The following is a 26,017-nucleotide window of genomic DNA, read 5'->3' as shown; positions in this document are numbered from 1 at the left end:
TTATGATTAATAAACTTTGAACTGATGTCAGTCTTGAAAATTATAATAACTGATATCCATTAACTGGAAAAATTACAGAAACGCCACAGCAATATATACAAACATGACCAAATGCTAATGATTGATTTAAAACATTTGCTATTCGTGCTCAAAATGATATTAATGCTTATCTTAATTTTATTTTATCTAAATTTCCTTTTGATAGTTTTAAAGATGAATTAATTAAAGAAACATTAAGAGATATGGTTTATGTAATGGTAGAACATTGAGTATTTAATCGTACACCAATTGAATTTAATGTTGATGCTACTATTCAATTTAATAATGGTAATCAATTTAGTGCAAGTAGTATTCCTACAATTAATGTTTGAGATTTAGCACCTAGTAGAATGAAAATATGGGCAAGACTAACAGAATTAAAACAAATATTTTCAAGTTATAATGATGATGAAATAGATGTTGAAAAAATTGACTTAAAAGCATTTTATACTAGAAATCAAGTTGATGAATTAATTGAACAACAAAAAGAATTTACATTATTAAAACAAATTAAATTATATGATGATTTAGTTGATGATAATGAAAATGAAATATATAGAGGTCCTGTTAGTAAATTTATTAATAAAGGTTATGTTGCAACTGATTATGATAAAGAAACTGAAACAATGATTTTAGATTGACCTGATGAAATTGGTACATTACCCCCCGAAGCATTACAAAATAATCCACAAATTGGTGATTATACACATGCACCAACTTGTGATTTTTCTGCTAAACAACAAAAACGAATTACTACTAATGAAAATGAAATTACCAAATTAAATACTGAATTAATTAAAGCAAATGAAAATATTAATGATGTTAAAAATAATTGATTTAATATTGAAACTAGTCCTTTATGAAAAAAAGTTGAAAATAATAATATAGAAATATTTAAATGATATTTTATTAAAATCAGTTATCAATATTTAACAGAAAATAACTTTATGAAATTTTATAAAGTAATTAAAATTTATTTAAATAATGTTTTTAATGAATTTGAATTGCTAAATGTTGATTCCATGACGTATAGTGAACAAATCCAAAATAAAAGAATTTTAAATACCGGAACGATTTACTATGACAATAGAAATAAAAAATTTAGGGGTGGTGGTAATTCCTATCCTGAACATGGAAAAATTAATTTAATTGGTGATATAGAAGAAATATATCAATATCAAGGAATAGATACACCAACTGAATTTATAACAGAAGAAAGTACTGAACATGATTATTACACAAAACTAGAAACTAATAATTTATTAGATAAAAAGCAAAATATCAATGATGATGCTTTACAAACAGTTTCTAAACAAATCGTTCCTGCAATTAATGAAATCAATAATAAAATTCCTAATTTATCTGATTATTATAAAAAAGAAGAAGTAGATAAAAAATTAGACAATAAAATGGATAAAGACCAATTCAAATATGCTTTTTCTATAAATACTATTGGTACTGAAATTCCTAATTTAGAAACTACTGATAAAACTGTTGCTGGTGCTATTAATGAATTAAAAGAAAAAATAAAAGATAAAAAATTTTCAAATGATTATTTTAAATATAATACTGAAACAAATGAAATTGCATTAAATGATGAAGAAAATTCATTACTTTGTAAAGATTTATTAGAAAATAATGAATATAAATTATTAAAAACTCAAAATAAAAAATTATTACAAGCCATTAATGAAATATTAGAAAAACAACCACAACCCAGTCCAAGTGGTTCAAATTGAAAAGAAGTAGGTAAAGTCGTAGTAGATAAAAATAATATTACACATATAGAATATATATTTAAAGATAAAACACATTATAGAATATATTATAGTTTTGGTGATTATACTAGTAAAGAAAATAATAAAAATTATAGTTGACAAATAATTAATTTTTATTATCAATTAGATACAAATGTTTTAAAAAGTAGTTTATGAATATCAAATAATAATGTTAATGCGGATACTGAAATTAATATTTATAATAATAGAATAATGTGGGGTATGGGTAGAGATTATATTTTTAAAAAATTAGAAGAATTACAGGAATAATATTATGTTTTTTAAAATTATAAAAATTATTTTAGGTTTAATTGGAGTAATTCTATCATCTGCAACTGCTGGCTTAATTATATTTATTATTGTCAAAATTATATTAAAAATTAATCAAATATTTTAAAGAAAGGTGGTAAATATTATGTTAGGTAGATTTTTTAGAAGAGATAAAACAAATACTAGTGATAATCAAAATGAAAAAGTAAAATTTTTAACTAATAAACACAAAAGTACGCATGCTTCAATTTTAAATTATTTTGGTTTTAATGATTTTAATCATGAGACATATTTTACTGATTTTGTGGCAGAAAATAATGCTAATTTATATAATGCTCCATTAGAAATAAATAATGAAACTATTAAACAATACTTAATTCAACAAGAATTTTACAGAAAAAATTGAAATTCTATTTTTAAATTAAGTAAATTAGGAATTAGTGGTTATTTAATTTATATTGCTAATGATGACTTATATTTTCAAGTAGTAGATATTCAACAAAGAGTTTATGATATTACTGGTAAATTAATTCAATGTACTATTTTTTATGATAGTTATCAACAAAATGCGCAAACTGTAAGATTATTTGAAGTTTATACGTTAAACAATGAACAAGTAACAATTAATCGTGCAATTTATAGTATTAATGATAATAAAAAACAATTTCCATTAGATTTTAAATCATTCATTAATAACCCTAATTTAGCACAAGAACAAACACTAAATATTAAGTATATACCAATAGCAATTATGCGAAATAAAGCAAATGAATTAGCAGATTGTGATAAAGTAATGGATAAAATTAAAGCATTAGATGTTATTTATGAACAAATTGTTTTAGATACTATTTTAAACTCACCAAAGTTTATTTTTAGTCAAACTTATGGTAATGTTCAATCAAGATTAGAAGAAGCAGTAAGAACATTAGTTACTAAAAACTACATATTTAAAAGTGGTGGAGATAATAATGAACAAAACGAAAATATCAATATGACAAATAGTAATTTTAAAGGTAAAAATTTAACTGATATATATGATTGAAATGTTAATGAAATATTTAAACGTTGTGGTATTCATATACCAAGTCAAAAGAAATCAGCACAACAATCAGTTCCCGAAAGTACAGCAGTAAATATTTCAACTATTAATTATATTGAACAAAAATTATGACAATTTAATATTGATATTCTTAAATTTATTCAAATATTAGTACGTTTAGATAAAGACTTATTAAATAGTAAAACATTTAATATTAATGATGAACAAGAAATTAATAATTTAACAGTTAAGTTAAAATTATTTAATCCAGAAAATAACCAATTAATAGGAGAGAACAATGGAAAACAACAACAAACCACAAACGAAGTTTCCACAGAAACAAACTAAACTTAATCAAGCAGAAGTAGAAAATGATTATTTAATTGATAATATTCCTTATGACTTTACTAATATGATGCGCGCTACTAGTGACCCAGATATTAATAGAGCATATGATGAATTTAAACTAAGAACTTTATATATTTATGAAATTGAACGTTTATTTAAAAATAATGAAAATAATAGTTTAAGATTTTCAGCAAATACTATTAAAATAGGTTTTATTGATATTGAAAAAGTATTAAAAACTACTGCTGTTGAAACATCAGACTTTACTATGCAATTAAATCAAAGAGCAAGTACTAATATTAATGATAATACTATTGAATATAGTATGACTGATATTAAAAATTTAATATTTCAAGAAATAAATTTATTAAATCAATTTAAATTGTATGCTGTGTCTATTAATGAACCATTAACTGAAAATAATATTGATAATTTATATATTATTAATAATTATTCACAACCTTATCAAAACCCAAAAACAAGAAGTACTAAAAGTATTACTATTATTAAAATTAAAGATTTTAAAACAAGAGATGGTTATCCAATCATTATTAAATTACAAAAACCATTAGATAAAGATACAAAAGTTATTGGTTTAAAAATTAAAGCCCCTAGAAGCATGATTTTTGGCAATATAAAGGTACTTGGTGAAGTTGATAATATGGAAGTATACCCAAAGTTATTTGTTAAAGATAAGATAGCATTTCCGCTATTATCAATGCCTATTGAAACTCAACCAAAAGTTAGAATATTACAACAATGATTTAGTGAACAAATCTTACCTTGAAATTTAGCAAAACAATTTATTGGACAAGAAAAATCAGTTTTAGATTTAATTAAAATTAGTAGTGGTTCTGTAACAAGAAGAGAAGTTATTAAAAATGCAAGAGTAACTCATGCTTGATTAGGATATGAGTTTAGTAATGTTTTAGGTGGTAAATGACCATTAAAAAGTCAAAAAGAATTAAAGGATAAAGAAGTTTGAGATTTTGTGGGTGAAAGTCAATTTTATCAATATGTTGCAACTAATAATAGATTTGATGACATTGAAATTGAAATTAAAGATGCACCAACTAATGATAGTTTACAACAATTATTATTAGATATGCTAAGTTACACATATAACTACAATAGAAATTTTGATGGTGCTACCTATAAAGATAATGGTAAACCGGATAATAAAATTGCAAAGTTAAAAGAAAAATTTGAAGGACAAAAACCTGATGATGTTATTACTAATTTATTTAAACAATGAAAATTAGATTATCCAGATTATATTAATTTAGAACAAGTTAACATTTTTAAACAAATATTTATTATGTTATCAAATAATATTTATTCTAGTATGTCTATTAATAAAGGTTTAAATGATGATAATAAAATTTTGTTACCATACTATTTTGAATTAAAATCAAGTCCAATACATCCTAGTGAAAATGATACTTGACAATTTAAAGACGTAAAAGTTATATTAAAATCTGCATATTTTGATTTTATAGATATAAATAATATTAAATTAAAAAATAATGATATTAGTCAAAATGAATTATTTAAACTTGATGATAATCAATTTAATTGATTATCTATTACAAACGAATTAGAAAGTAATAATATACCTTCATTAATTCCTGCTGACTGAACATTAGGTAATGGTGAATATGGAAAATACTTTACAAGAGCAATTATTGATAAAAGTAAAATTAAAAATGCTTTAAATTTATACGGTTCAAATAAATCTCAATTATTTTCTAAATTAGAATTTTATAAAGAAATTGCACAAATTGATAATACTAGTGAATTTGAATTACAAATAGAAAATCCGATTAATAATTTAAATCGGATTGAAATTAGCGGTATATTTGGTGCTGGTAATTATGATTTTATTTTAATTACTGATAAACAAGAAATAAACTTACAAAATATTAATTTATTTGATAAATATAATGAAAATATTTCTTATATAAATTTAGAAATTTAATTATCAAAATATCCTTCAGGATAAACACCATCCCATTTTATGTCATCACTATTTTCTGGTCTAATGTCAAAATGTAATTCTATTTTATGTTTATCATTTGTTTTATGTGACCATATAGTTGTTCCAGCCCCCCCAGTAAACATTATACTGATGTCCTAAATAATATTGTAAATCATTAGTTTTATGATGTGATATTGAACCAATTATTAAACCAGTTACTCCACTTACTGCACCAGTTAGTGCTAATGCTAATGTTATTTTACTTAAATTTGTTTTTATTCATGTTTTCATATTAAATTACTCCTTTTTTCCTTGATTTTATTTATAAATTGTACTATTTTTGATTATTTTTACAAGTATGCTTTTAAATGCAAAATAACGCCTAAATTAAAGTCGTTTATTTTGTGATACCTATACTATTAACTATATTTAAATTGTTTATTATATGGCAAATGTGAAGATGCTTTTTTTCACAGTAGCATTATTTTTACCCCTAATTACATTTTTATATGGATACAGTGCATAAAATAAAGCATCATATGGGTCTTGGTACATATTTTTGTCTGGAATGTTAGTTTTGGTTTGGTCATAACGTAATTCTTCTAAACATTGAGTAGTCTTTGGTAAATCATTTTTATTTGCTGAGTTATACTTGTAAGTGCAAGTAAATAAAATTGCAAAAAATTCTCATATAAAAATTTCATAATGCTAAATTTAGTTTAGAAAAAAGTAAGGAGTTTTTATATGAGTTATAAACATCTTGGCATAGATGAAAGGATTTATATTGAGAATCAATTGAAATTTAAATTTAAAATTAGTGAAATAGCTAAAAATCTTAATCGAAGTATTAGTACTATTATTCGAGAAATTAATAGAAATAAAGATAATAATCATTATTTTTCATTAATTGCACAAAATAAAGCTGAAAATCGAAAACAATCACATATTAGTTTTCATAAGTTTAAAAATAAGAATTTAGTAAAATATGTACAACAAAAATTACTATTAGGTTGATCACCTGAACAAATTTATGGCAGAATTAAAAATTTTCATAAAGAGTGAGTTATTAGTTTTAAAACAATTTATACTTGAATTTATTTTGGAATGCTTGATAAAGTTACTAGTAAAAATTTAAGAAGAAAAGGTAAAAAACGAAAATCTAAAGAAAATCGTGGTAAGTTTAATGGTAAATCAATTAAAGAACGAGATATAAATGTTAATGATCGTATAACACTTGGTCATTGAGAAGGAGATACTATAGTATCATCACGAGGTAAAAGCAAATCATGTTTAATAACTTTAGTTGAAAGAGTATCACGATTTACTTTAGCAATATTAGTTAAAAACAGAACTACTAAAGTTATTAATAAAAATGTTAGTTATTATTTATCAATTCTTCCTAAAAACATTGTTAAAACTATTACTTTTGATCGTGGCAAAGAATTTTCAAATTGACAACAACTTGAAAAAAATTTAGATATAAAAATTTATTTTGCCAATCCATATTCACCTTGACAAAGAGGTACTAATGAAAATACTAATGGTTTAATTAGAGAAAAATTTCCTAAAAAATTTATTTTTTCAAAAACTAATAAAAATGAAGTTCATAAATTTATATTGTCTTTAAACCAAAGACCAAGAAAAATACTAAATTATCTTTCACCAATCGAATATTTGGATAGAAAAATAATTTAGTTGCACTTACCTTTACAATTTAGCATTTGCATAAAAGTTTCCATAACTCATAATGTTTCTCATTCAAACTACTCTATTAGTTAATCCTGCTTCTTGATTTAAATTTGAAGCATGTTTAATAGCAGTTTGTGTGATTAAAATAGTATTATGTTCATCTATTAATTTTTGATTTAATCAATCAATGGCAGTTCGTGCTTTATCATCATAAAAATAAATTGCTTGTTCAAAATTTTCAAAATTATCAATTAATCCTAAAATTTCATTAACATAAGCATTAATTTTTTCATTTTCATTTATAAAATGATTTGGAGTAACTACTAATTCACAAATAATATAAGCATCATAATAACCAGTATTATTATATTCTTTAAAACCCACTACTATAAATACAGTATGGTCTTTATGACCAGTTGCTCAATCCACACCAACTGAATAAAAATCAAATTTATACATATCTTTTTTTGAATTATAAAATTCTTTTAAATCATATGGTTGTCAGCACTTTACAGTTTTTTGAAATGGGAAAATTGTTGCATCACTATCTAAAAATTCAAAACCATAAAAAACAGTATTAAATTCATCAGGATTACTTTTTTTCATTTCTAATAATGTTCTTTTTTGAATATCTGGTAATTTATTTCAAAATGGTTGAATAGTAAATCTTAAAACAAATAAACCTAAACCACTAAACATATCTTGATTTTCATAATAAATTTTGCCATTTTTTTTAAGATTTTCCATCACTTTATCATTTAATGGTAAAAATGGCGTACAGTATTTTAAATAAAATGGATGATATTTATCATAAGGATTACATGTAAAAGTAATAAAGAAACTTTTATAAAAAAAGCGAGTAATCTTTTTTCCAAAATTAGGACTATATATATTTTTATCAATAAACGTTCAACTTCATTCTTTAATAGGTTCTTTTGATACTTTAATACGATTACTTCTAAACATAGAGTTTTGTAAACGTTCATATCGATATGTTAATTGCTTTTCAGTTAATGTTTCTTTTTCTTCTGCCATAATAATTTCATCTGTTCTTGAACCTAAAAAACTTGAACCACCTGCTTCTTTTCCAAAAATCTTATTACCATTAGTATAACCAATAAAGTCAATTTGTTGATTATTAGGAAAAATAATACAACCACCATCCTTAGTTATTTTTCATTTAATACCATGTGGATTATTAGGTAATAAATTAATATTATATTCATCTAATAAAACTTGACAAACATTCATTAAAGCGCCAATTGTAGTTTCATTATGAGTATTTTCATAGCGTCTTACTTCTTGAACACTACTATCACTAAAATTACAACATATAAATAAATCAAATGCTAAGCAGTTTCATGTTTTTCTTGTTCCACGTGCTGTTGGTATAAAACGATAAAAACAATTAGTAGTAAAATATTCTGCTCATTCATCACCAACAAATGCTTTAAAAATATCTCAACTAAAACCATAATTATTATCACTAAAATTAAGATTATATTTTTTATTCAGTTGTGCATAACTACTAATAAAAGCCATATTTTACTCCCTAATTTTTATAAACAATACAATTAAATTATTAACAAACAAAATTTTGAAAGGAACATTAAAAATGTTAAAACTACCATTCGTAAATCATTTTGATTGAGACAAACACTATTTTAATCAAGATGAATTAAATTTACAACAAACAGAAGAATTATTTAAAGAAATAGATGATTATTTATGAAGTACATGTAATAAATCTGAATATAAATCATATAGATTTAGAAAAAGAAAATTAAAAACAAAAAAAGGTTTATTAAATTATAAACGACGTATTTGTATACATTATAACCCAAAAACACAAAAAAAGGAATTTGTTTCATTGCTAGATAACTATCTTGGTGTTAAAAAGTATAGTAAATTAGCACCAGATGTTATTAAACAAATTTTAAAATATTTTGCTGATGATAAAAAGTATCGTGATGTTTGTGATACTTTTATTGAAGATTTAATAAGTAATAGTACAGTTTGCAGAACATATCAAAAATTTGAATTACCAAAAGTTAATATTCCTAAAATAGTATTACAACCAAATCAAACTTTATATATAAATATTGATGATGGTCATAGAAAATTTAAGTTTAATGAAAAACACAATACTAAAAATTGTAAAAAATGTTCTATGAGATTAATAGTATTTTGTACTGGTAAAAAGAAAAATGGAAAATTAATTAATAAAAGAGCGGCATGTAAAATAAGAGTATCAAAAACAGAAATTGGTGCTGAAAAAACTGCAAAATTAATTGAAAAATATGGTAATTTATTTTTTGAAAATTTTGAACAAGCAAATTTAGTAGTTTGTGGAGATAGCGCAAAATGAATTAGAAAAACTGCTACAATTTTAAATGCTAAATTTATTTTAGATAAATTCCATGCTTTTCATGTTTTATTTCTTGGTATAATGGCTGGAAGAAGAAAAAATAAAATTGCTAAATTACACTATCAAAATGCAATAAATTTATTTGAAAAAGGTCAATATTATGAATTAATTGATTTTTTACAATCATTAACTTTGCAATATAAAAAATTAAAAGTTGGTTATTTTATTAATGCAAAAGATGGTGTATTAAACCAAGCACTAGTTGAAAATATTGGTTGCTTTACTGAAACAAATATTAAACAAATTTTAAAGCATATGATTGGTGATAGAACCTATAACATTGATATGTATACAAAAATGGTTAATTTTAAATGCTATCAAATAAATACAGTAATACAATTATTATAATTAAAAATCCCTAATTTAGGGATTTGCCTAAGAGACCACGTACTTTACATACGCTTAGTAATCATAACGGTATACGGTTTATCTTAAAGGACTTTATTACATTATAACATATTAAAAACTTATTAAAATTAATTTTAATAAGAATTTTTGAGTTATAAAATTAAGTATTATTATTGACTAATATTTTTCAAGTGTTAAGATTAACATACAATTGCATATTGAAGTCAAAATTATTCTCGTCTAAACCTATAATTTAAAGACAAATTTGAATATTATTGACAACATCGGTACGCTCCCAATACCTGTGGTTGTTGCAAGCGTTAAAACACTTAATGTTTTGATTAATATTTTCATTAAGTTCTCCTTTATTTGTTTTTCCCCAATAACTTCTTAAGTTTAAGAAGTTAATTATATTTTAAGTCATTTAAAAATAAATGCAATAAGTGTTTAGTTTATGATAGAAATAAAAAATAACTAATCTCATTAATGAGATTAGTTATTTTTAAATATAAAAACTTATTTAAATGGAGAACTATATGGATTGCTATTTGCCCTTCTTTCTCATTGAGAACAACTAGGTGTTTCATTAATTTTGATTTTATTAGTTTCATTCCATGAACCTTTTAACTTTTCACCAGTTTTTAAAACTGTATCAAAAACTATACCAAAAGTTCCATCATGATAAATAGATGGTTCATTCATACGTACATGTTTTAATTTTGCAAATTCTTGACTTTTTAATGCTTCTCGTTGTTTTCTTTCTTCTTGACAATATGGTCTATTTTTTATTACTTCTATTTGTTTATAATTATTTATTCATTTTTTTCTTCTTTTCGTAATTTTTGTTCTAATGGTTTTATAATATTATTTGTTTCAACTACTCGTTCTGCTTCTGTTATCCAATTTATTTTATCTAATTTTTCTCATTCAAAATATATTTTTTGTTGTAAATATTTTTGATTTTCAGAAGAATTTTTCATTTTTCTTTGGCATTCTTCTATTTCTTTTTTATTTCCTTTAGTTAAATTTTTAAACATTTATGTTTCCCACCTTTTTAAAATAAAAACTCATTACTTTAAAATAAAGTAATGAGTTTTTTATAAACTAAACATTATTTAGTTTTAATAAATTATACTAAAAAAACTAAAAAGGTGTTGATTAAACTTTTTTAGATTATTTTTTATTTTCTTTAATTAGTATGAAAAGTTATAAAATTAAATTTAATTTTTAAAATAAAAAACCAGTCATTAAAAATATTAATGTTGTTACTAAATTAACAATATATTATAATAACTATTATTATTTAAAAAAAGGAGAATATATGGAAAATAAAGAAAAAATTCCAACAGCTCATATTAAAGCTGCTCGTGATCAAATTGCAAAAGTAGTAATTATGCCAGGCGATCCATTACGTGCTCAATTCATTGCTTCTAATTTTTTACAAGATTGAAAACAAGTAAATAATGTTCGTAATATGCTAATGTTTACTGGAAAATATAAAGGATATAATATTACTATTGCTGCTAGTGGTATGGGTATGCCTTCAATTGGTATATATTCATATGAGTTATTTAAATTTTATGATGTTGACTGTATTATTCGTGTTGGTAGTGCTGGTTCATATCAAAAAGATGTTAAAGTTTATGATATTATTAATACTACTAAAGTATATAGTGAATCTACTTTCGCTAAATATGCTGCTAATATTGATGAAAATCAAATTGAATCTGTTGGTAATATTAGCAAAATTATTAATAAAGTGGCACAAAAAATTGATAATGAATTTGATCAGCAAAAAAATGAAAATTCTTCGTATATAGTAAGTGAAAAAATAAATTTAAGATCAGGTTTAATTCATTCAAGTGATGTATTTTATCGTATTAATGATAATGATTATAAAACTAATCCTTTAATTAGCAAATGCTTAGCAGTAGAAATGGAATCTTTTGCTTTATTTGCTAATGCAAAACATTTAGAAAAAAATGCTGCTTGTTTATTAACAATTTCTGATTCTTTTATTACCGGTGAATCAATTTCAGCAACATTACGCGAAACTAGTTTTAAAAAAATGATGATTTTAGCTTTAGAATCAGCAGTTGCTTATTATAAAGAAGAGGATATTGATGATAATCTTAGCAATAGAAACTAGTTGTGATGAAACTAGTGTTGCTGTTATTAAAGATAAAAATGTTTTAAGTAATATTATTGCTTCACAAATTAAGCTTCATCAACAATATGGTGGTGTTGTTCCAGAATTAGCAGCACGAGCTCATAGTGAAAATATTGCTACTGTCTTACAAACAGCAATTGAAAAATCTAACATTTCAATTATGGATATTGATTTTATTGCTTATACTAATACTCCTGGTCTTGCTAGTTGTTTACATGTAGGTAAAATTATAGCAGAAACTATTGCTGCTTATTTAGAAAAGCCATTGCTTCCATGTAATCATTTGTATGGACATTTGTATGCTTCTTTAATTAATAATGAATGAGAATTTCCAGTACTTGGTTTATTAGTTAGTGGTGGTCATACACAGTTGATGTTGGCAAATGAACATTTAAATTTCACTATACTTGGTCAAACATTAGATGATGCTGTTGGTGAATGTTATGATAAAGTTGCAAGAATGTTAGGTTTAAAATATCCCGGTGGTCCTGAAATTGAACGAAGTGCTAAATTGGGAAAGCCAACTTATAAATTACCATTACCTAAAAATGATAATAGTTTAGATTTTAGTTTTAGTGGTTTAAAATCAGCATGTGCTAATTTGATAAATAAAGAAAAAGGTAAGTTACAATTTAATAATTTTGCAGCTTCTTTTCAAACAACAGTTATTCAAGTGTTAATTAATAAAATTGAATTAGCATTAAAAAAACATAATCCAAAAACTTTAGTTTTATCAGGAGGAGTTAGTGCTAATCAGCAATTAAGATTAGCAGTATTAGATTTAAAAAATAAATATCCAAATTTAAAAATAATTGTTCCAAAATTAGAATACTGTACTGATAATGCAGCAATGATTGGTATTCTTGCAAGTTATCAAATTGAACATAAGTAAGGGTGAACTCATGATTATTGGTATTATTGGTGAAGCGGGAGTAGGTAAGACAACCGCTACAAATTTTTTTCAAAATAAAGGTGCGTATGTTATTTTTGTTGATAAAGTTGTTAAACATATTTATACACTAAAAGAAACAAAAAAAGCATTAATTAATGAATTCGGTAATACTTTTATTAATAGTGATAAAACAATTAATAAAATAAAATTACGGTATGAAGCGTTTCAACACCCTCATATTTTACGTAAATTAGAAAATATTATTTGACCAAAAATGGTAAAAATTGTTGAAGAAGATATTATTCGTAATAAAATACACCAAGAATTAATTGTTATTGATTGTGCAGTATTATTTAATGCAAATTTAAATTTATTAGTTGATAAAATTCTTTTAATTGAGGCTGAGGAAGATAAAAAAATCCAACGAATAAAAGAACGTGATAATGTTAATGATTTACAAGTTATTTCACTATTAAATCAACAAAAAAAATATTTAATTTTAAATAAAGATATTGATTTTATTATTAAAAATAACGGCACTATTAATGATTTTATTAAACAATTACAAAAAGTTGAAAAAAAATTATTAACAAATAAAGTATAAAGATTAATGTTTTTTTACTTTAAAAAACAATAGTAAAATATATTAAATTATTTTTGTATATTAAAATGAAAATTTTCATAATAAAAAAATTAATAATAATTTTAAAATAGTTGAGGTTAAAAAAATACATAGTAATGTATTTATAAATTACCAAAATTGTTTTTCTTGTAGTAGAATATTTATACAACTAAATAACAAGGAACTTTAGATGTTCGGGAAAAAGATGAGAATTCTTTGCTGCCCCAGCAACTGTGATGTTGATGAACGTTACAAAACCATTGAAGATAAAACTTTGAGAAGGGTAACAAGTAAAATGAAGCTAAGCCAGTAGACCGGTCTAATTTTTTAAGTGATATTATATTCCTGGGTGTGAATTAATGATTATTTTTAATAATTACTTTTATTTTTTAATATTTGTAATTTTAATAAAGTAATTTTTAATAATGACAACATCCTTTATATAATATAGGGGATGTTTTTAGTTGTGTAATTAAGTAGAGGGGTAATAATAAATGGCAAAAGATAACAAATATTTTCAACAATCACAGTCACCATTAGAGTATATTATGAAAAATTTTAATGGAAAAATGCGATCTGTAAATTGAAATGTAATCAATGATGAAAAAGATTTAGAAGTTTGAAATCGTATTACTCAAAATTTTTGGTTACCAGAAAAAATTCCTGTTTCTAATGACTTGACTTCTTGAAAAACATTAAATCCAAAATGACAAGAGTTAATAACAAGAACATTTACAGGTTTAACTTTATTAGATACAATTCAGGCAACGGTTGGTGATATTGCACAAATACCTAATTCTTTAACTGATCATGAACAAGTTATTTATACAAATTTTGCTTTTATGGTAGCAGTTCATGCTCGATCATACGGAACAATTTTTTCAACTTTATGTTCTAGTGAGCAGATTGAATCTGCTCATGAGTGAGTAATTAATAATGAAAGTTTACAAGCCAGAGCACGTGCACTAATTCCTTATTATACAAGTGATGATCCTTTAAAATCGAAAGTAGCTGCCGCTTTAATGCCAGGTTTTTTATTATATGGTGGTTTTTATTTACCATTTTATTTATCTGCTCGTAGTAAATTACCTAATACTTCAGATATTATTAGATTAATTTTACGTGATAAAGTTATTCATAATTATTATAGTGGCTATAAATATCAAAGAAAAGTTGAAAAATTACCAAAAGAAAAACAAGAAGAAATGAAAAAATTTGTATTTGATTTATTGTTTAAATTAATTGATTTAGAAAAGCAATATTTGACAGAATTATATCAAGAATTTAATTTAGCTGAAGACGCTATTAAGTTTAGTTTATATAATGCTGGTAAGTTTTTACAAAATTTAGGATATGATTCACCTTTTAGTGAAGAACAAACAAGAATTAAACCGGAAATTTTTAATCAATTATCAGCTCGAGCTGATGAAAATCACGATTTCTTTTCAGGTAATGGTTCATCTTATGTAATGGGCATTACTGTAGAAACGCAAGATGAAGATTGAGAATTTTAATTTTAAAGGAGTAAAAAAATGCATAATGATGTTGTAAAAGTTTCAAACCAAAAAATATTAAAGCCAGAAGGAAAAATTCATGTTGTTTATTTTTCTTCTTTGTCAAATAATACTCATCGTTTTATTCAAAAATTAGAGGTTTTAAATTCAAGAATTCCTCACGATTTACAAGAGGAAATTTTAGTTGATAAAGATTATGTGTTAATAACACCAACATATAGTGGGGGTGGTGATATTAAAGAAGGGGCAGTTCCTAAACAGGTAATTAAATTTTTAAATAATAAGCAAAATCGTAATTTTTGTCGTGGTGTTATTGCGTCGGGGAATACTAATTTTGGTGATACTTTTGCAATTGCTGGGCCAATTCTTTCAAAAAAATTAAATGTCCCACTATTATTTCAATTTGAATTATTAGGAACTCAAAATGATGTATCAACAATAAAAAATATATTAGTAGATTTTTGAGATAAAGATAAAAAAAATACTAATGAAATAAATACTTTATCTGGAACTTTAGAAAGTGATGAATATGTTACTTTAAATGCTAGAGCAAAAACTACTAATAATGCACAATTTGATTTGCAAGCAGCACAATCTTATATGAAAAATCATATTAAACCAAATTTATTGCTTTTTAAAACCGTTAAAGAAAGAATAGAATATTTAGTAAAAAATCAATATTATGATGAAACAATAATTAATAAATATTCAATTACGGAAATTGAACGATTAACAAATGAAGCATACAGTTTTAATTATCAGTTTACAAGTTTTATGGGTATTTTAAAATTTTATAATTCTTATGCTTTAAAAAGTTTTAATGGTAAACAATATTTAGAAAATTATGAAGATAGAGTTGTTATGAATAGTTTATTTTTTGCAGATGGTAATATTGAACATGCTAGTAAAATTTTAAGACAAATTATGTCTGGTAGATTTCAACCAGCTACTCCCACATTTTTAAATGCAGGGAAAAAACAAAGAGGTGAATACACTTCATGTTATCTTTTACGAATTGAAGATAACATGGAATCAATTGCTCGAGCTATTACTACTTCATTACAGTTATCAAAACGTGGTGGTGGAGTTGCTTTGTGTTTAACAAATTTAAGAGAATTTGGAGCGCCAATTAAAAATATTAAAAATCAAGCAACAGGGGTTATCCCGGTTATGAAAATTCTTGAAGATTCATTTTCATATGCTAATCAACTAGGTCAAAGACAAGGTGCTGGGGCAGTTTATTTAAATGTTCATCATCCAGATATTATGTTATTTTTAGATTCAAAGCGTGAAAATGCAGATGAAAAAATTCGTATTAAATCAATGTCTTTAGGAGTAGTTATTCCTGATATTACTTTTGAATTAGCAAAAAATAATGAACAGATGGCACTTTTTAGTCCTTATGATATTGCAAAAGTTTATGGTAAAGCAATGACAGATATTTCTATTACTAAAGAGTATTATAATATGTTAAAAAACCCTGATATTAGTAAAAATTTTATTAGTGCTCGCAAATTATTTCAAATGATTGCTGAATTACATTTTGAAAGTGGATATCCTTATTTATTATTTGATGATACAGTAAATAAAAATAATGCTCATCCTGGTAGAATTGTTATGAGTAATTTGTGCAGTGAAATTATTCAAGTAAGTACAGCTAGTGAATTTAATAGTGATTTAAGTTTTAAAGAAATTGGTGAAGATATTAGTTGTAATTTAGGAAGTATTAATATTGCAAAAGTAATGGAAAGTGGAAGTGAATTTGGTGAGGTTATTTTTCAAGCAATTCATTCATTAGACCATGTATCAAGAAGTAGTGATTTTTCTAGTGCTCCATCAGTTGCATATGGAAATAAAAAAAATCATGCTTTGGGTTTAGGCGCTATGAATTTACATGGATTTTTAGCAACAAATCATATTTTTTATGATTCAAAAGAAGCAATTGATTTTACTAATATTTTCTTTTATGTTATGGCTTATCATGCTTTTAGTGCTTCAAATAAATTAGCATTAAAATTTGGAAGTTTTAGTGGATTTAAAAATTCAAAATTTGCTGATGGTTCATATTTTGATAAATATATAAAATGTCAGTCAGATAAATGAACTCCTGAAACAAAAAAAATACAAGAATTATTTGCAAAATATAACATTATGATTCCAACTCAGAAGCAATGAAAAGAATTAGTAATAAAAATTAAAGAAACAGGATTGGCTAATTCACATTTAATGGCAGTAGCACCCACTGGTTCAATTAGTTATTTATCTTCATGTACACCAAGTCTACAACCGGTAGTTGCTCCTGTTGAGGTACGAAAAGAAGGGAAATTAGGTCGTGTTTATGTTCCTGCTTATAAGATTGATGATAATAATTTAGCATATTACACTGCAGGTGGATATGAATTAGGCCCTAATCCAATTATTGATATTGTAGCAGCAGCACAACAACACGTTGATCAAGCAATTTCTTTAACTTTATTTATTACTGATAAAGCGACAACTCGTGATTTAAATAAAGCTTATATTAGAGCCTTTAAAAAAGGTTGTTCATCAATTTATTATGTTCGTATTCGTCAAGAGGTTTTAGAGGATAGTGAAAATTATCAATGCAATGTTTGTGTTGTATAAATTAATTAAATTATTGAATAGTGGTTTCAAGTAATAAATAAATTTGTAACAAATTTAGTAATATATTATTTATTTAATTTAAAAAATAGTGAAATTTTATTTTGGAATATAGGATTTTTAAAAAAAAATTAAAAAATACATAGTAAATTTTAAAATTAAAGTTATAATAATAATTGTAAAAAAAATAATTATTATAACTTTGGAGTGGTACTCAAGAGGCTGAAGAGGACTGATTGCTAATCAGTTAGGACGGGAAACTGTCGCGAGAGTTCGAATCTCTCCCATTCCGCCATTATTTAAAAAGCATTAATTGCTTTTTTTTACTTTTAAATAATAAATTTATTAATAATTAGATATAATTTAATAAAGAACTCTTTATATTAAGGAGAAATCATGCGTAAACGAGTAAACTTACTTTTATCATTAATCTTATATATTGCTTTGATTGCAACAATAGTTTTCGTTATATTTAATTATATTAAATATTCATGAATTATTTTGATGATAATTATTACTTTAACTATTTTAACTGGTATTATTATTTTTATTACCAATCGTATGCAAGATGCAAAACTATCATGAATTATGGTTACCTTATGTTTGCCAATCATCGGTATTTTTTTATATTGAACTTTTGGTCGTCCTTATCGTTATCGACGAAAACAAAAAGCTTATTTAAAAACAAATAGTTATTTTTATACCCAAGAAGATTGAACTTTTGCTAATTCAATTTTAGAATCAAAAAAAATAACTTTGAGTGATGATACTTTATCTTTATTTAACTATACAACAAGAATTTCTCATCGACCATTTTATAATAATACTGATGTTCAAATTTTAAATAATGGTCCTAATAAATTTGTTAAATTAATTGAAGATTTAAAACAAGCAAAAAGTTATATTTTTATTAATTATTTTATTCTTGGTGAAGGGGAACTATTAGAAGTAATTATTAATGTTTTAAAAGCAAGGATTGAAGCAGGAGTTAAAGTTTATATGATTTATGATGCTGTTGGTTCATATTTTAGTTTATCTAAATATAAAATATGAAAAATGAAAAAAATGGGAATTATTATTCATAAATTTTCACCAGTTAGATTACCATTTATGACAGGAAATTATAATTTTCGTAATCATCGTAAAGATATCATTATTGATGGGAATATTGGCTATGCTGGTGGAGTTAACTTAGCAGATAACTATATTTATCTTTCTGCAAAGTATGGCTTTTGAAGAGATACCCAAATTAGAATTGTCGGTGAAGCTGTTAAATCAATTGATTTAATATTTAGACAAGATTGGCATTTTATTACTGGTAATATTCTTGATATTAGTGCTGAAAAATCTGAAATAAAAATTAAAAATAATATTATTGTCCAAGTAATTGATGATGGACCGATTACTAAAGAAACAATTCAAAAAGATTTATTTATTAAATTTATTAGTAATGCTAAAAAGCGAGTTTGAATTAGTACTCCTTATTTAATTCCAACTAGCGATTTAATTACTGCATTGCGTAATAGTGCTTATTCTGGTGTTGATGTTAGATTATCATTACCCGGAATTACTGATAAATTTTTATCATTAGATATGTCAAGAACTTATTATGATTCATTGATTGAGTCAGGTGTTAAAATTTATGAATATAATAATGTTTTTAACCATTCTAAGTCTGGTATTTTTGATGATGATATTACTATTATTGGTTCAACTAATCTTGATTATCGTAGTCTTTATTCAGACCATCAAACTTTAGTAATTGTTTATGATAGTAAAACAAATAGTGATTTATCTGCTTCATTTGAAAAAGATTTTATTCATTCTAGTTTAATTATTAGTAATCCACTACTACATCGTAGTTTTGCCTATCGGGGTGTATTTTTATTATTGCTTAGAATTTTAGCACCATTATTTTAAAAAAATTTAGTATAATTAGGTAAATATTAATAATAAGGTGGTCATAATTTATGGGTTGAAGTCGACGAATTAAAAAAATTAAAGAATATTTTAGTGATGAAAATCAACCTAATTTGGATATTTCTAAATTATCAGAAGACAATGAAAAAAAAACTCCTTTTTTTAATAGGTTTAAAAAACAAAAAAAAACTAATAAATCTTCTACTTTAACGAATAATAAAAAGCGCAATAATATTTTTTTAAATTTTAGAAGAAGATCAACTATTCAAATTATTAAACATTTAGAAAATAAAAATATTTTTAATTTATTTTTTTATACTGATGTTAGTAACATTACATTAATATTAGAACAAGGAATTAAACCTTCTTCACAAATTAAATTATTGCCAAAGCAAGAATATATTGTTTGAACTTATTTAGAACATGCTACTTATTTAGAATTAGAGTTAGGTAATTCAACACGTCATTTTTTTTGAAAGTGATGTGCAGAGCAAAATGTTGATGTTAATAAAATAGCTATTATTTCTGTTGATATTCATAAATTATTTCAAAACACTGTTAAAGATTGAGGTTTAAATGTTGATACTAATCGTGTTCAAATATATGAAACAATTCCTGTTGAAGCTATTGATTGAATTTTGGTTAAAGATCGCAAAATGTTTCGTTTAGCTAAATTATATATTGATAATCAAAGACTAAAGTTAAAACTTTTCCAAGGAAATAATGGTAATATTACTTTAGGCTTTGATTAAATGGAGGTAAAATTATGCGTTGATCTGCAATTGTAATTATTGCTTTAATTCCTTTTATGACAATAATAATTATTTTATTTATGCGTTTAAATCATCGTAATAATCAATATTATAATGTTATCCATGGTGATTTGTTAAGTTTAGTTCCATTGAAAATTGATTTAAAAAATGAAATTATTACTTTTTCTGAACGCTTAGAAGTTTTAAATCGTAAAAAAAGAATTTCATTGTTTGTATTTAAATCAATGATGAATCGTAAAACTAAAGTAAAAATTGAAATTTTTATTCAAGATTTATTAGTGAATAAAGTTCCATTTGAGTCGTGTCATTTTTCGGTTTCCTTTCAATTAGGAAGTAAAGTTATTGTTTATGATTTATCAATTGATTATTTTGATAATAATAATAAAGTTTTGTATGGTCAAATGCAAAGTAATATTCGTTATAATCGTTTTGCTATTTCACAAGCAATTATTTTACAACAAAATGAGTTAACAGTGGTAAAGTCAGTTTTTGTGCAAACTATTTTAGATAATTTTAGTCAAAAAAAATATAATAAAAAAATAAATAGTCAATTTGAATATATGATTTTAATAAAAATAAAAAATTATTTAGCATTAGAAAATATTTTAACTGTTAATAATATTGAACGAATGGAGTTATTAATTTCATATTATAGTAAAATAACTTTAGGATTAGATAATACTATTATTTGTAAATATTATGATGGTCAGTTTTTAATTTATTCTAGAAATAAGAAAATAAATTTATATCGATTCCAAAAAAAAATAAATAGTTATATTAAACGTAATTTAGTAGAAAAAAGTAGTTATTTGCAGATTCAAAGTCAAATATTATGTGTTTATGCTTCAGTAAAAACTGATGCTTCAAATGTTTATATATTATATAATAAAATTATTGATAAGAATCAATTAGAAGTAGTACAAAGTAGAGACTTAATTGAAATTAAATTGAAGACAAATGATATTTTAAATTATCCTGATTATAATCATTATTCGCTTCTACAATCAGAGCAAATGGAAAAATTATTAAGTGTTAGTATTAGACCAGTGTATAAAAGTGATAATTCAAATGAGCCAAATTGTTACTATGCTTGATGAAATTTTGTTAAAAACTCTTATTATGTTTCGTTTATTGTTTTGATGCGTAATATTCAAGATTCAGGATTGTGATGAAAAGTAAATGAACCTTTATTTATTCAAACATTTGAAAAATTTGCGAAATTAAAACAAGAAAAAAACCTTATTCTTCCTGTTAGTTTAATTGAGTTACAAGATAAAACTATTTTAACAAAGTTGATTGCTCTTGTTAATAAGAGAAAAAATCTTTTTGAAAATTGTGATTTAATTTTTGATTTTCAAGATATTGGTGAAATTAATAGTTGGAATAAGTATGATTCAATTATTAAAACTATTCGTAGTAATAAAATAAAAATTTCTTTTACTCATGATTTACGTCATATTGATAATTTTAAATTAATTAATCATTTTAAGCCTGATTATGTAGTTTTAACTTCTAATTTATTAGAACAAGTTACTTTTAGTTTTAGTAAATATATTGATGTTATTATTTGTTTGCATTATTTAAGAATTTTAGGTATTAAAAATATTTTAGCTCGTGGTATTATTAATGTTCCTGAAATTATTGTTTTAAAAGGATTAAAGGTTGACTATTTACTAGGAAAAGTATTAGAATCAGAACAAGCAAATAAAGTGCTAGATGCTTTAAATTATCCAAATTATTGGAAATGACATAAAAGTCAATCAACGAAAGGTGAATAGATTATTATGAATAATGCAAAGAATAAAAATATTACAGCAAGAGAGATTGATTTTGCCAAATGATATACTGATGTTATTAAGCAAGCAGAACTTTGTGATTATGGTGCAGAAAATGGTTCGGCAGCCGGTACCATTATTTTTCGTCCTCGCGGATATGCAATTTGAGAAAATATTCAACATTTATTAAATCAAAAATTTAAAATTTTAAATATTGAAAATGTAATGTTACCACTTTTAATTAGTCAAAAAGCATTTCAAGTTGAAAAAGATCATATTGAGGGTTTTGCACCAGAATGTGCAACTGTAACTAAAGTTGGAAATAATCAATTATCAGAGGAACTAATTATTCGTCCTACTTCAGAAGTTTTATTTTGTCGTCATTTTTCAAAAATAATTAGTTCATATAAACAATTACCATTATTATATAATCAATGATGCAATGTTGTTAGATGAGAAAAAAATACAAAACCATTCTTAAGAACTAGTGAATTTTTATGACAAGAAGGACATACAATGCATAATAACGATGAAGAAGCAAAAAACTTTACATTAAAAATGATTAAGTTGTATGCTGATTTTGTTGAACAACAATTAGCAATTAAAGTTATTGTTGGTGCAAAAACAATTCACGAACGTTTTGCTGGGGCAAAAATGACATATACAATTGAAACTATGATGCAAGATGGACAAGCATTACAAGCCGGTACTAGTCATTATTTTGGCCAAGAGTTCACAAAGGTATTTAATATTAAATTTAGCAATAAAGACAATAAACAAGAATTAGGATATCAAACATCATGAGGTGTATCGACAAGATTAATTGGTGCTTTAATTATGGCACATAGCGATGATCTAGGTTTAGTATTGCCATCTACAATTGCACCGCATCAGATTATGCTTTTAAATTTATCACCTAAAAGTGATAAAGTTAAAATAACTGTTGAAAGAATATTTAAAATTTTAAGTTCTCATTTCCGAGTATTAATAAATGAAGATAATAAAAGTTTTTCTTATAAGAAAAGTGAAAGTCAAATTAAAGGTATTCCAATTACTATTGCAATTGGTGAGCAAGAAATTGAAAACCAAGTAATTAAATTAATTTTACGTCATAATTTAGATACTATTGATGTTGAAATTAATAATGAAAAATTATTAGTAACAACTATTATTAATCAATTAAATAAATTAAATAAAGATTTATTTAATAGTTCACAAAAAAAATTAAATACAAGTTTAAAAGAATTAACAGATTTTAATGAATATCATAAATTAGTTAAAATTCATAAAGGTTTCTTTATTGTACCTTTTTGTGATCAAATAAAGTGTGAAGAAGAAATTAAAAGTTTAACTGGTACAACATCACGTTGTATTCCTTTAGAACCGTATAAAAAACCAAGTAATTGTTTTAAGTGTCAAACTCTTAATAGTGTCTGAACTTATTTTGCAAGATCATATTAAAATTAGTAAGTTAAATAGAAATAAAATAGAGGAAAAATAATTATTTGTTTTTAAATTATTATTGAGGTGATAATAATGAAAGAACAAATAAGTGCTGATAAGCAACTAATTGCTGCTATTTTTGTTAAATATGAACAAGCAAAATTAACATTAGCAAATAATAATTTTAAAGAAAATTATGTTTTGAAAGAGGATAGTGTTCACTATGCTAATAAGATAGTGATAAATAAGGATTTAAAAAATTATGAAAAACATGTGCAAATTGTTGATACAGTTTTAGCATTATTACCAAAAAATGAATATAGTTATATTATTAGAACGTTCTTAGTTAAATCAAATAAAAATTGATGAAAAAAATATTATCATATCAAAGAATATGAAAAATTAGAAAAAACGGCTATTAAGCGTTTTTTATACTTATATTTAATTTAAGGATATAAAATGAATATTAATAGCATTGATTTATTGAATTCGCGTACTTTTTTAGAACAAAAGATGAATTTAACAAGTGATGTAAAAAACAGCCCCATTTATGAAAAAGAATTATTTTTAATTCCAAGATTTACAGTGGTTGGCTTTCCGATCCAAACTTTGCAAAAAAGCAGTTATTATTATATTGAACTTCAAATTGTAGAAGCATATAGTTATGATTTTGATATTAACAAAGAACCAAGTGAAGGATTACTTGACGATGTAACGTTTCAATATGATTTGAATTATAGTAGTATTAAGCAAGCAAGTGGACAACTTGTGATATCTAAATCAATTAAGTGAGTATTTCTTACTTTTTCATATTTAGAATTACTTGAAAATAATAAACTTGGTCCATATGCTGATATTTCTTTTTTGCATATGGTTATGAAAACTTATAAGATAATTTTACCAGCAATAGCAATTAAAAAAGATAATGTAAATATTTTAAATTATAGTTTTAATTGTAAAAAACCTAGTAATTTAAAGGAAATTCGTCATATTAATAATAAACATAATTATGGATCACTTAGTTTTTATTTTAATAGTAATCCACAGTATCAATTACAAATTAAACCAAAAATGTTTATTACAACAAATTTTAATTTAGAAATTAAAAATCCCATTATTTTAACGACAAATTTCTCTGATAAAGGATTTTATCATATTTTTTCTAAAACGATTATGAAGAACATGATAGTTGGTGGAAAATCAAGATTAGATGAGGTTTTTAAGTTTTCTGGTAATAATATTAATACTGCAAATATAGTGCCAATAAAAATAAAACGTTATCTAGTATCGCATTTTCCAAAAGTAAAAGATTGATATAATGATAAAGAAACAATATTACGTAAAATATTAATATTTAATAATAATTTTGATTTACAACAAAATACATCATTAAATATTAATGAAAATCTATCAAAATTTTATCAAAATAATAAAATACCAGCTTTTTTATTACGTAATAAAAAAAATATTGATGAATATTATTTAGAATTTTATAGCACTATTTATAATAGCATTGTAAATAAAATAGTATTGAATGATGAAATAGGAAAAAATCAATTTGACTTACCAAGATTTGAAGATTTTCACTTTAATATAAATATTCCATTTTATTTTCAAACCTTTTTTAAATATGATATTAATTTAAAATTTATTGAAGAAAGTAGTGAACCAATTATTGGTGGTCCATATCATTCTATTTTTATTAAAAAATTAATAAGAAATAATAGTGAAAATTGAGTGGCAGCTACTAATTTTAGTTTAACTTACAATGAAATATTAAAATTTTATAGTAGTGATAACTTTAGTTTTATTGATTATAAGTATTTAATACATAGTCAAATAAAGGTATAAAATGTTTATACGTAAGTTACAAATTAGCATTTTAATTATTACTATCACTATTACATTAAGTATTATATTATTTTTTATTATCAAAAATTTTTCAACTAATAAAAATTTAAATGAAATGGTAAAAGAATATGATGTAGAATTAGAGACCGTAGATGATAAAAAAGAAAATTTAAATCCAGAGATAGTTGTAGAAGCTATTGATATTAAAAAATTAAATGAAAGTATTACAATTATTTTAGATAAAAATAGTACTATCTTAGCAAATCAGTCACAGATTATATATAAAATACAATTTAATCAAGATTTATTTCAATACATATTTTTAAAGTTAATTATTAAAACATTTCCACAATGAAAAATTAATAATTTTATTTTTCATTTTAATATTTTAAATAATGCTGTATGAGTTGAATATAATACTAATTTAAAACTAGATTATTTAGAATGATATTTTAAAATAACAAATAAAATTTAATGCTCTATGTTATACTAAGTATAACTATTAATAAAAATGATTT

Annotated in this window: 23 protein-coding genes, 1 tRNA gene and 1 riboswitch; of the genes, 19 read left to right on the top strand and 5 right to left on the bottom strand. The window is 23.5% G+C overall.

Translation table 4 applies throughout. The features are described 5' to 3' along the window. The first annotated feature begins 2 nt into the window (after positions 1 to 2). The 4 genes from AACL05_RS07175 to AACL05_RS07160 are packed head-to-tail and all read left to right on the top strand — an operon-like array spanning position 3 to position 5,452. Positions 3 to 2,087, top strand: coding sequence for a hypothetical protein (locus tag AACL05_RS07175; protein ID WP_338985940.1), 2,085 nt, complete (start codon positions 3 to 5; stop codon positions 2,085 to 2,087). A gap of 4 nt (positions 2,088 to 2,091) precedes the next feature. Next, the gene (locus tag AACL05_RS07170; protein ID WP_255495924.1) at positions 2,092 to 2,214 is read left to right on the top strand and encodes a hypothetical protein; all 123 of its coding nucleotides are present in this window, start codon (positions 2,092 to 2,094) and stop codon (positions 2,212 to 2,214) included. A gap of 18 nt (positions 2,215 to 2,232) precedes the next feature. Further along, entirely contained in the window at positions 2,233 to 3,474 is a 1,242-nt protein-coding gene (locus tag AACL05_RS07165) for a hypothetical protein (RefSeq protein ID WP_338985938.1), read from the top strand. Next, positions 3,425 to 5,452 carry a hypothetical protein gene (locus AACL05_RS07160; protein WP_338985936.1) on the top strand — a complete coding sequence of 676 codons (2,028 nt, stop codon included), beginning with the start codon at positions 3,425 to 3,427 and terminating at the stop codon, positions 5,450 to 5,452. The genes AACL05_RS07165 and AACL05_RS07160 overlap by 50 nt, the downstream gene beginning before the upstream one ends. Here the strand turns inward: AACL05_RS07160 and AACL05_RS07155 are convergent. Continuing rightward, positions 5,449 to 5,595: a hypothetical protein gene (locus tag AACL05_RS07155; RefSeq protein ID WP_338961086.1), complete on the bottom strand. Its 147-nt coding sequence runs from the start codon at positions 5,593 to 5,595 to the stop codon at positions 5,449 to 5,451. The genes AACL05_RS07160 and AACL05_RS07155 overlap by 4 nt on opposite strands. Continuing rightward, complete coding sequence (locus AACL05_RS07150; protein ID WP_338961085.1) at positions 5,555 to 5,743, bottom strand: hypothetical protein; 189 nt, start codon at positions 5,741 to 5,743, stop codon at positions 5,555 to 5,557. The genes AACL05_RS07155 and AACL05_RS07150 overlap by 41 nt, the downstream gene beginning before the upstream one ends. 453 nt (positions 5,744 to 6,196) lie before the next feature. Between AACL05_RS07150 and AACL05_RS07145 the strand changes: the two genes are divergently transcribed. After that, positions 6,197 to 7,147 carry an IS30 family transposase gene (locus tag AACL05_RS07145; RefSeq protein WP_338960236.1) on the top strand — a complete coding sequence of 317 codons (951 nt, stop codon included), beginning with the start codon at positions 6,197 to 6,199 and terminating at the stop codon, positions 7,145 to 7,147. A 12-nt stretch (positions 7,148 to 7,159) separates the two neighbouring features. On the opposite strand, the gene AACL05_RS07140 is transcribed toward AACL05_RS07145, so the two are convergent. Next, positions 7,160 to 8,683: a hypothetical protein gene (locus AACL05_RS07140; RefSeq protein WP_338985934.1), complete on the bottom strand. Its 1,524-nt coding sequence runs from the start codon at positions 8,681 to 8,683 to the stop codon at positions 7,160 to 7,162. A gap of 73 nt (positions 8,684 to 8,756) precedes the next feature. Here AACL05_RS07140 and AACL05_RS07135 point away from each other — a divergent pair, with 73 nt between their 5' ends. Next, positions 8,757 to 9,917, top strand: coding sequence for an Mbov_0401 family ICE element transposase-like protein (locus AACL05_RS07135; protein WP_338961082.1), 1,161 nt, complete (start codon positions 8,757 to 8,759; stop codon positions 9,915 to 9,917). A 516-nt stretch (positions 9,918 to 10,433) separates the two neighbouring features. On the opposite strand, the gene AACL05_RS07130 is transcribed toward AACL05_RS07135, so the two are convergent. Together AACL05_RS07130 and AACL05_RS07125 are read right to left on the bottom strand one after the other, a co-directional pair. Beyond that, a complete protein-coding gene (locus AACL05_RS07130) occupies positions 10,434 to 10,619 on the bottom strand; it encodes a hypothetical protein (protein ID WP_338961079.1) in 186 nt (61 codons plus the stop codon). 110 nt (positions 10,620 to 10,729) lie between these two features. Then, positions 10,730 to 10,954, bottom strand: a complete 225-nt coding sequence (locus AACL05_RS07125) for a hypothetical protein (RefSeq protein WP_338961078.1) — start codon at positions 10,952 to 10,954, stop codon at positions 10,730 to 10,732. A gap of 284 nt (positions 10,955 to 11,238) precedes the next feature. Here AACL05_RS07125 and AACL05_RS07120 point away from each other — a divergent pair, with 284 nt between their 5' ends. From AACL05_RS07120 to AACL05_RS07060, 13 genes are all read left to right on the top strand, one after another. Beyond that, the gene (locus tag AACL05_RS07120; RefSeq protein WP_286642056.1) at positions 11,239 to 12,066 is read left to right on the top strand and encodes a purine-nucleoside phosphorylase; all 828 of its coding nucleotides are present in this window, start codon (positions 11,239 to 11,241) and stop codon (positions 12,064 to 12,066) included. Continuing rightward, a complete protein-coding gene (gene tsaD / locus AACL05_RS07115) occupies positions 12,041 to 12,979 on the top strand; it encodes a tRNA (adenosine(37)-N6)-threonylcarbamoyltransferase complex transferase subunit TsaD (protein ID WP_338961077.1) in 939 nt (312 codons plus the stop codon). The genes AACL05_RS07120 and tsaD overlap by 26 nt, the downstream gene beginning before the upstream one ends. 10 nt (positions 12,980 to 12,989) lie before the next feature. Beyond that, entirely contained in the window at positions 12,990 to 13,583 is a 594-nt protein-coding gene (gene coaE / locus AACL05_RS07110; RefSeq protein WP_338985933.1) for a dephospho-CoA kinase, read from the top strand. Between the two features lie 189 nt (positions 13,584 to 13,772). Next, a riboswitch (cobalamin riboswitch) is annotated at positions 13,773 to 13,938 on the top strand. 157 nt (positions 13,939 to 14,095) lie between these two features. Then, the gene (gene nrdF, locus AACL05_RS07105; protein WP_252319910.1) at positions 14,096 to 15,115 is read left to right on the top strand and encodes a class 1b ribonucleoside-diphosphate reductase subunit beta; all 1,020 of its coding nucleotides are present in this window, start codon (positions 14,096 to 14,098) and stop codon (positions 15,113 to 15,115) included. 18 nt (positions 15,116 to 15,133) lie between these two features. Beyond that, positions 15,134 to 17,740, top strand: coding sequence for a class 1b ribonucleoside-diphosphate reductase subunit alpha (gene nrdE, locus AACL05_RS07100; protein ID WP_281748958.1), 2,607 nt, complete (start codon positions 15,134 to 15,136; stop codon positions 17,738 to 17,740). Positions 17,741 to 17,941: 201 nt separating this feature from the next. Then, positions 17,942 to 18,032 (top strand) — tRNA-Ser (locus AACL05_RS07095). 101 nt (positions 18,033 to 18,133) lie between these two features. Continuing rightward, positions 18,134 to 19,657, top strand: a complete 1,524-nt coding sequence (gene cls / locus AACL05_RS07090) for a cardiolipin synthase (RefSeq protein WP_338961075.1) — start codon at positions 18,134 to 18,136, stop codon at positions 19,655 to 19,657. Positions 19,658 to 19,707: 50 nt separating this feature from the next. Then, on the top strand, positions 19,708 to 20,409 hold the full coding sequence (locus AACL05_RS07085) for an acetyltransferase (RefSeq protein ID WP_338961074.1): 702 nt from the start codon (positions 19,708 to 19,710) through the stop codon (positions 20,407 to 20,409). A gap of 14 nt (positions 20,410 to 20,423) precedes the next feature. Continuing rightward, positions 20,424 to 22,208, top strand: coding sequence for a hypothetical protein (locus AACL05_RS07080; RefSeq protein WP_338961072.1), 1,785 nt, complete (start codon positions 20,424 to 20,426; stop codon positions 22,206 to 22,208). A gap of 6 nt (positions 22,209 to 22,214) precedes the next feature. Beyond that, the gene (gene proS, locus AACL05_RS07075) at positions 22,215 to 23,666 is read left to right on the top strand and encodes a proline--tRNA ligase (protein ID WP_338961071.1); all 1,452 of its coding nucleotides are present in this window, start codon (positions 22,215 to 22,217) and stop codon (positions 23,664 to 23,666) included. 75 nt (positions 23,667 to 23,741) lie between these two features. Then, positions 23,742 to 24,098: an MG284/MPN403 family protein gene (locus AACL05_RS07070; RefSeq protein ID WP_338961069.1), complete on the top strand. Its 357-nt coding sequence runs from the start codon at positions 23,742 to 23,744 to the stop codon at positions 24,096 to 24,098. A gap of 9 nt (positions 24,099 to 24,107) precedes the next feature. Next, complete coding sequence (locus AACL05_RS07065; protein ID WP_338985932.1) at positions 24,108 to 25,499, top strand: hypothetical protein; 1,392 nt, start codon at positions 24,108 to 24,110, stop codon at positions 25,497 to 25,499. Between the two features lies 1 nt (position 25,500). Further along, a complete protein-coding gene (locus AACL05_RS07060; RefSeq protein WP_338961065.1) occupies positions 25,501 to 25,974 on the top strand; it encodes a hypothetical protein in 474 nt (157 codons plus the stop codon). Positions 25,975 to 26,017: the final 43 nt, after the last annotated feature.

Source organism: Spiroplasma endosymbiont of Thecophora atra, assembly GCF_964019735.1.
Classification (GTDB): Bacteria; Bacillota_I; Bacilli_A; order Mycoplasmatales; family VBWQ01; genus Spiroplasma_E; species Spiroplasma_E ixodetis_A.
Note: the sequence above shows the minus strand (reverse complement) of the source record. Positions and strands in the feature narration are given on the sequence as shown.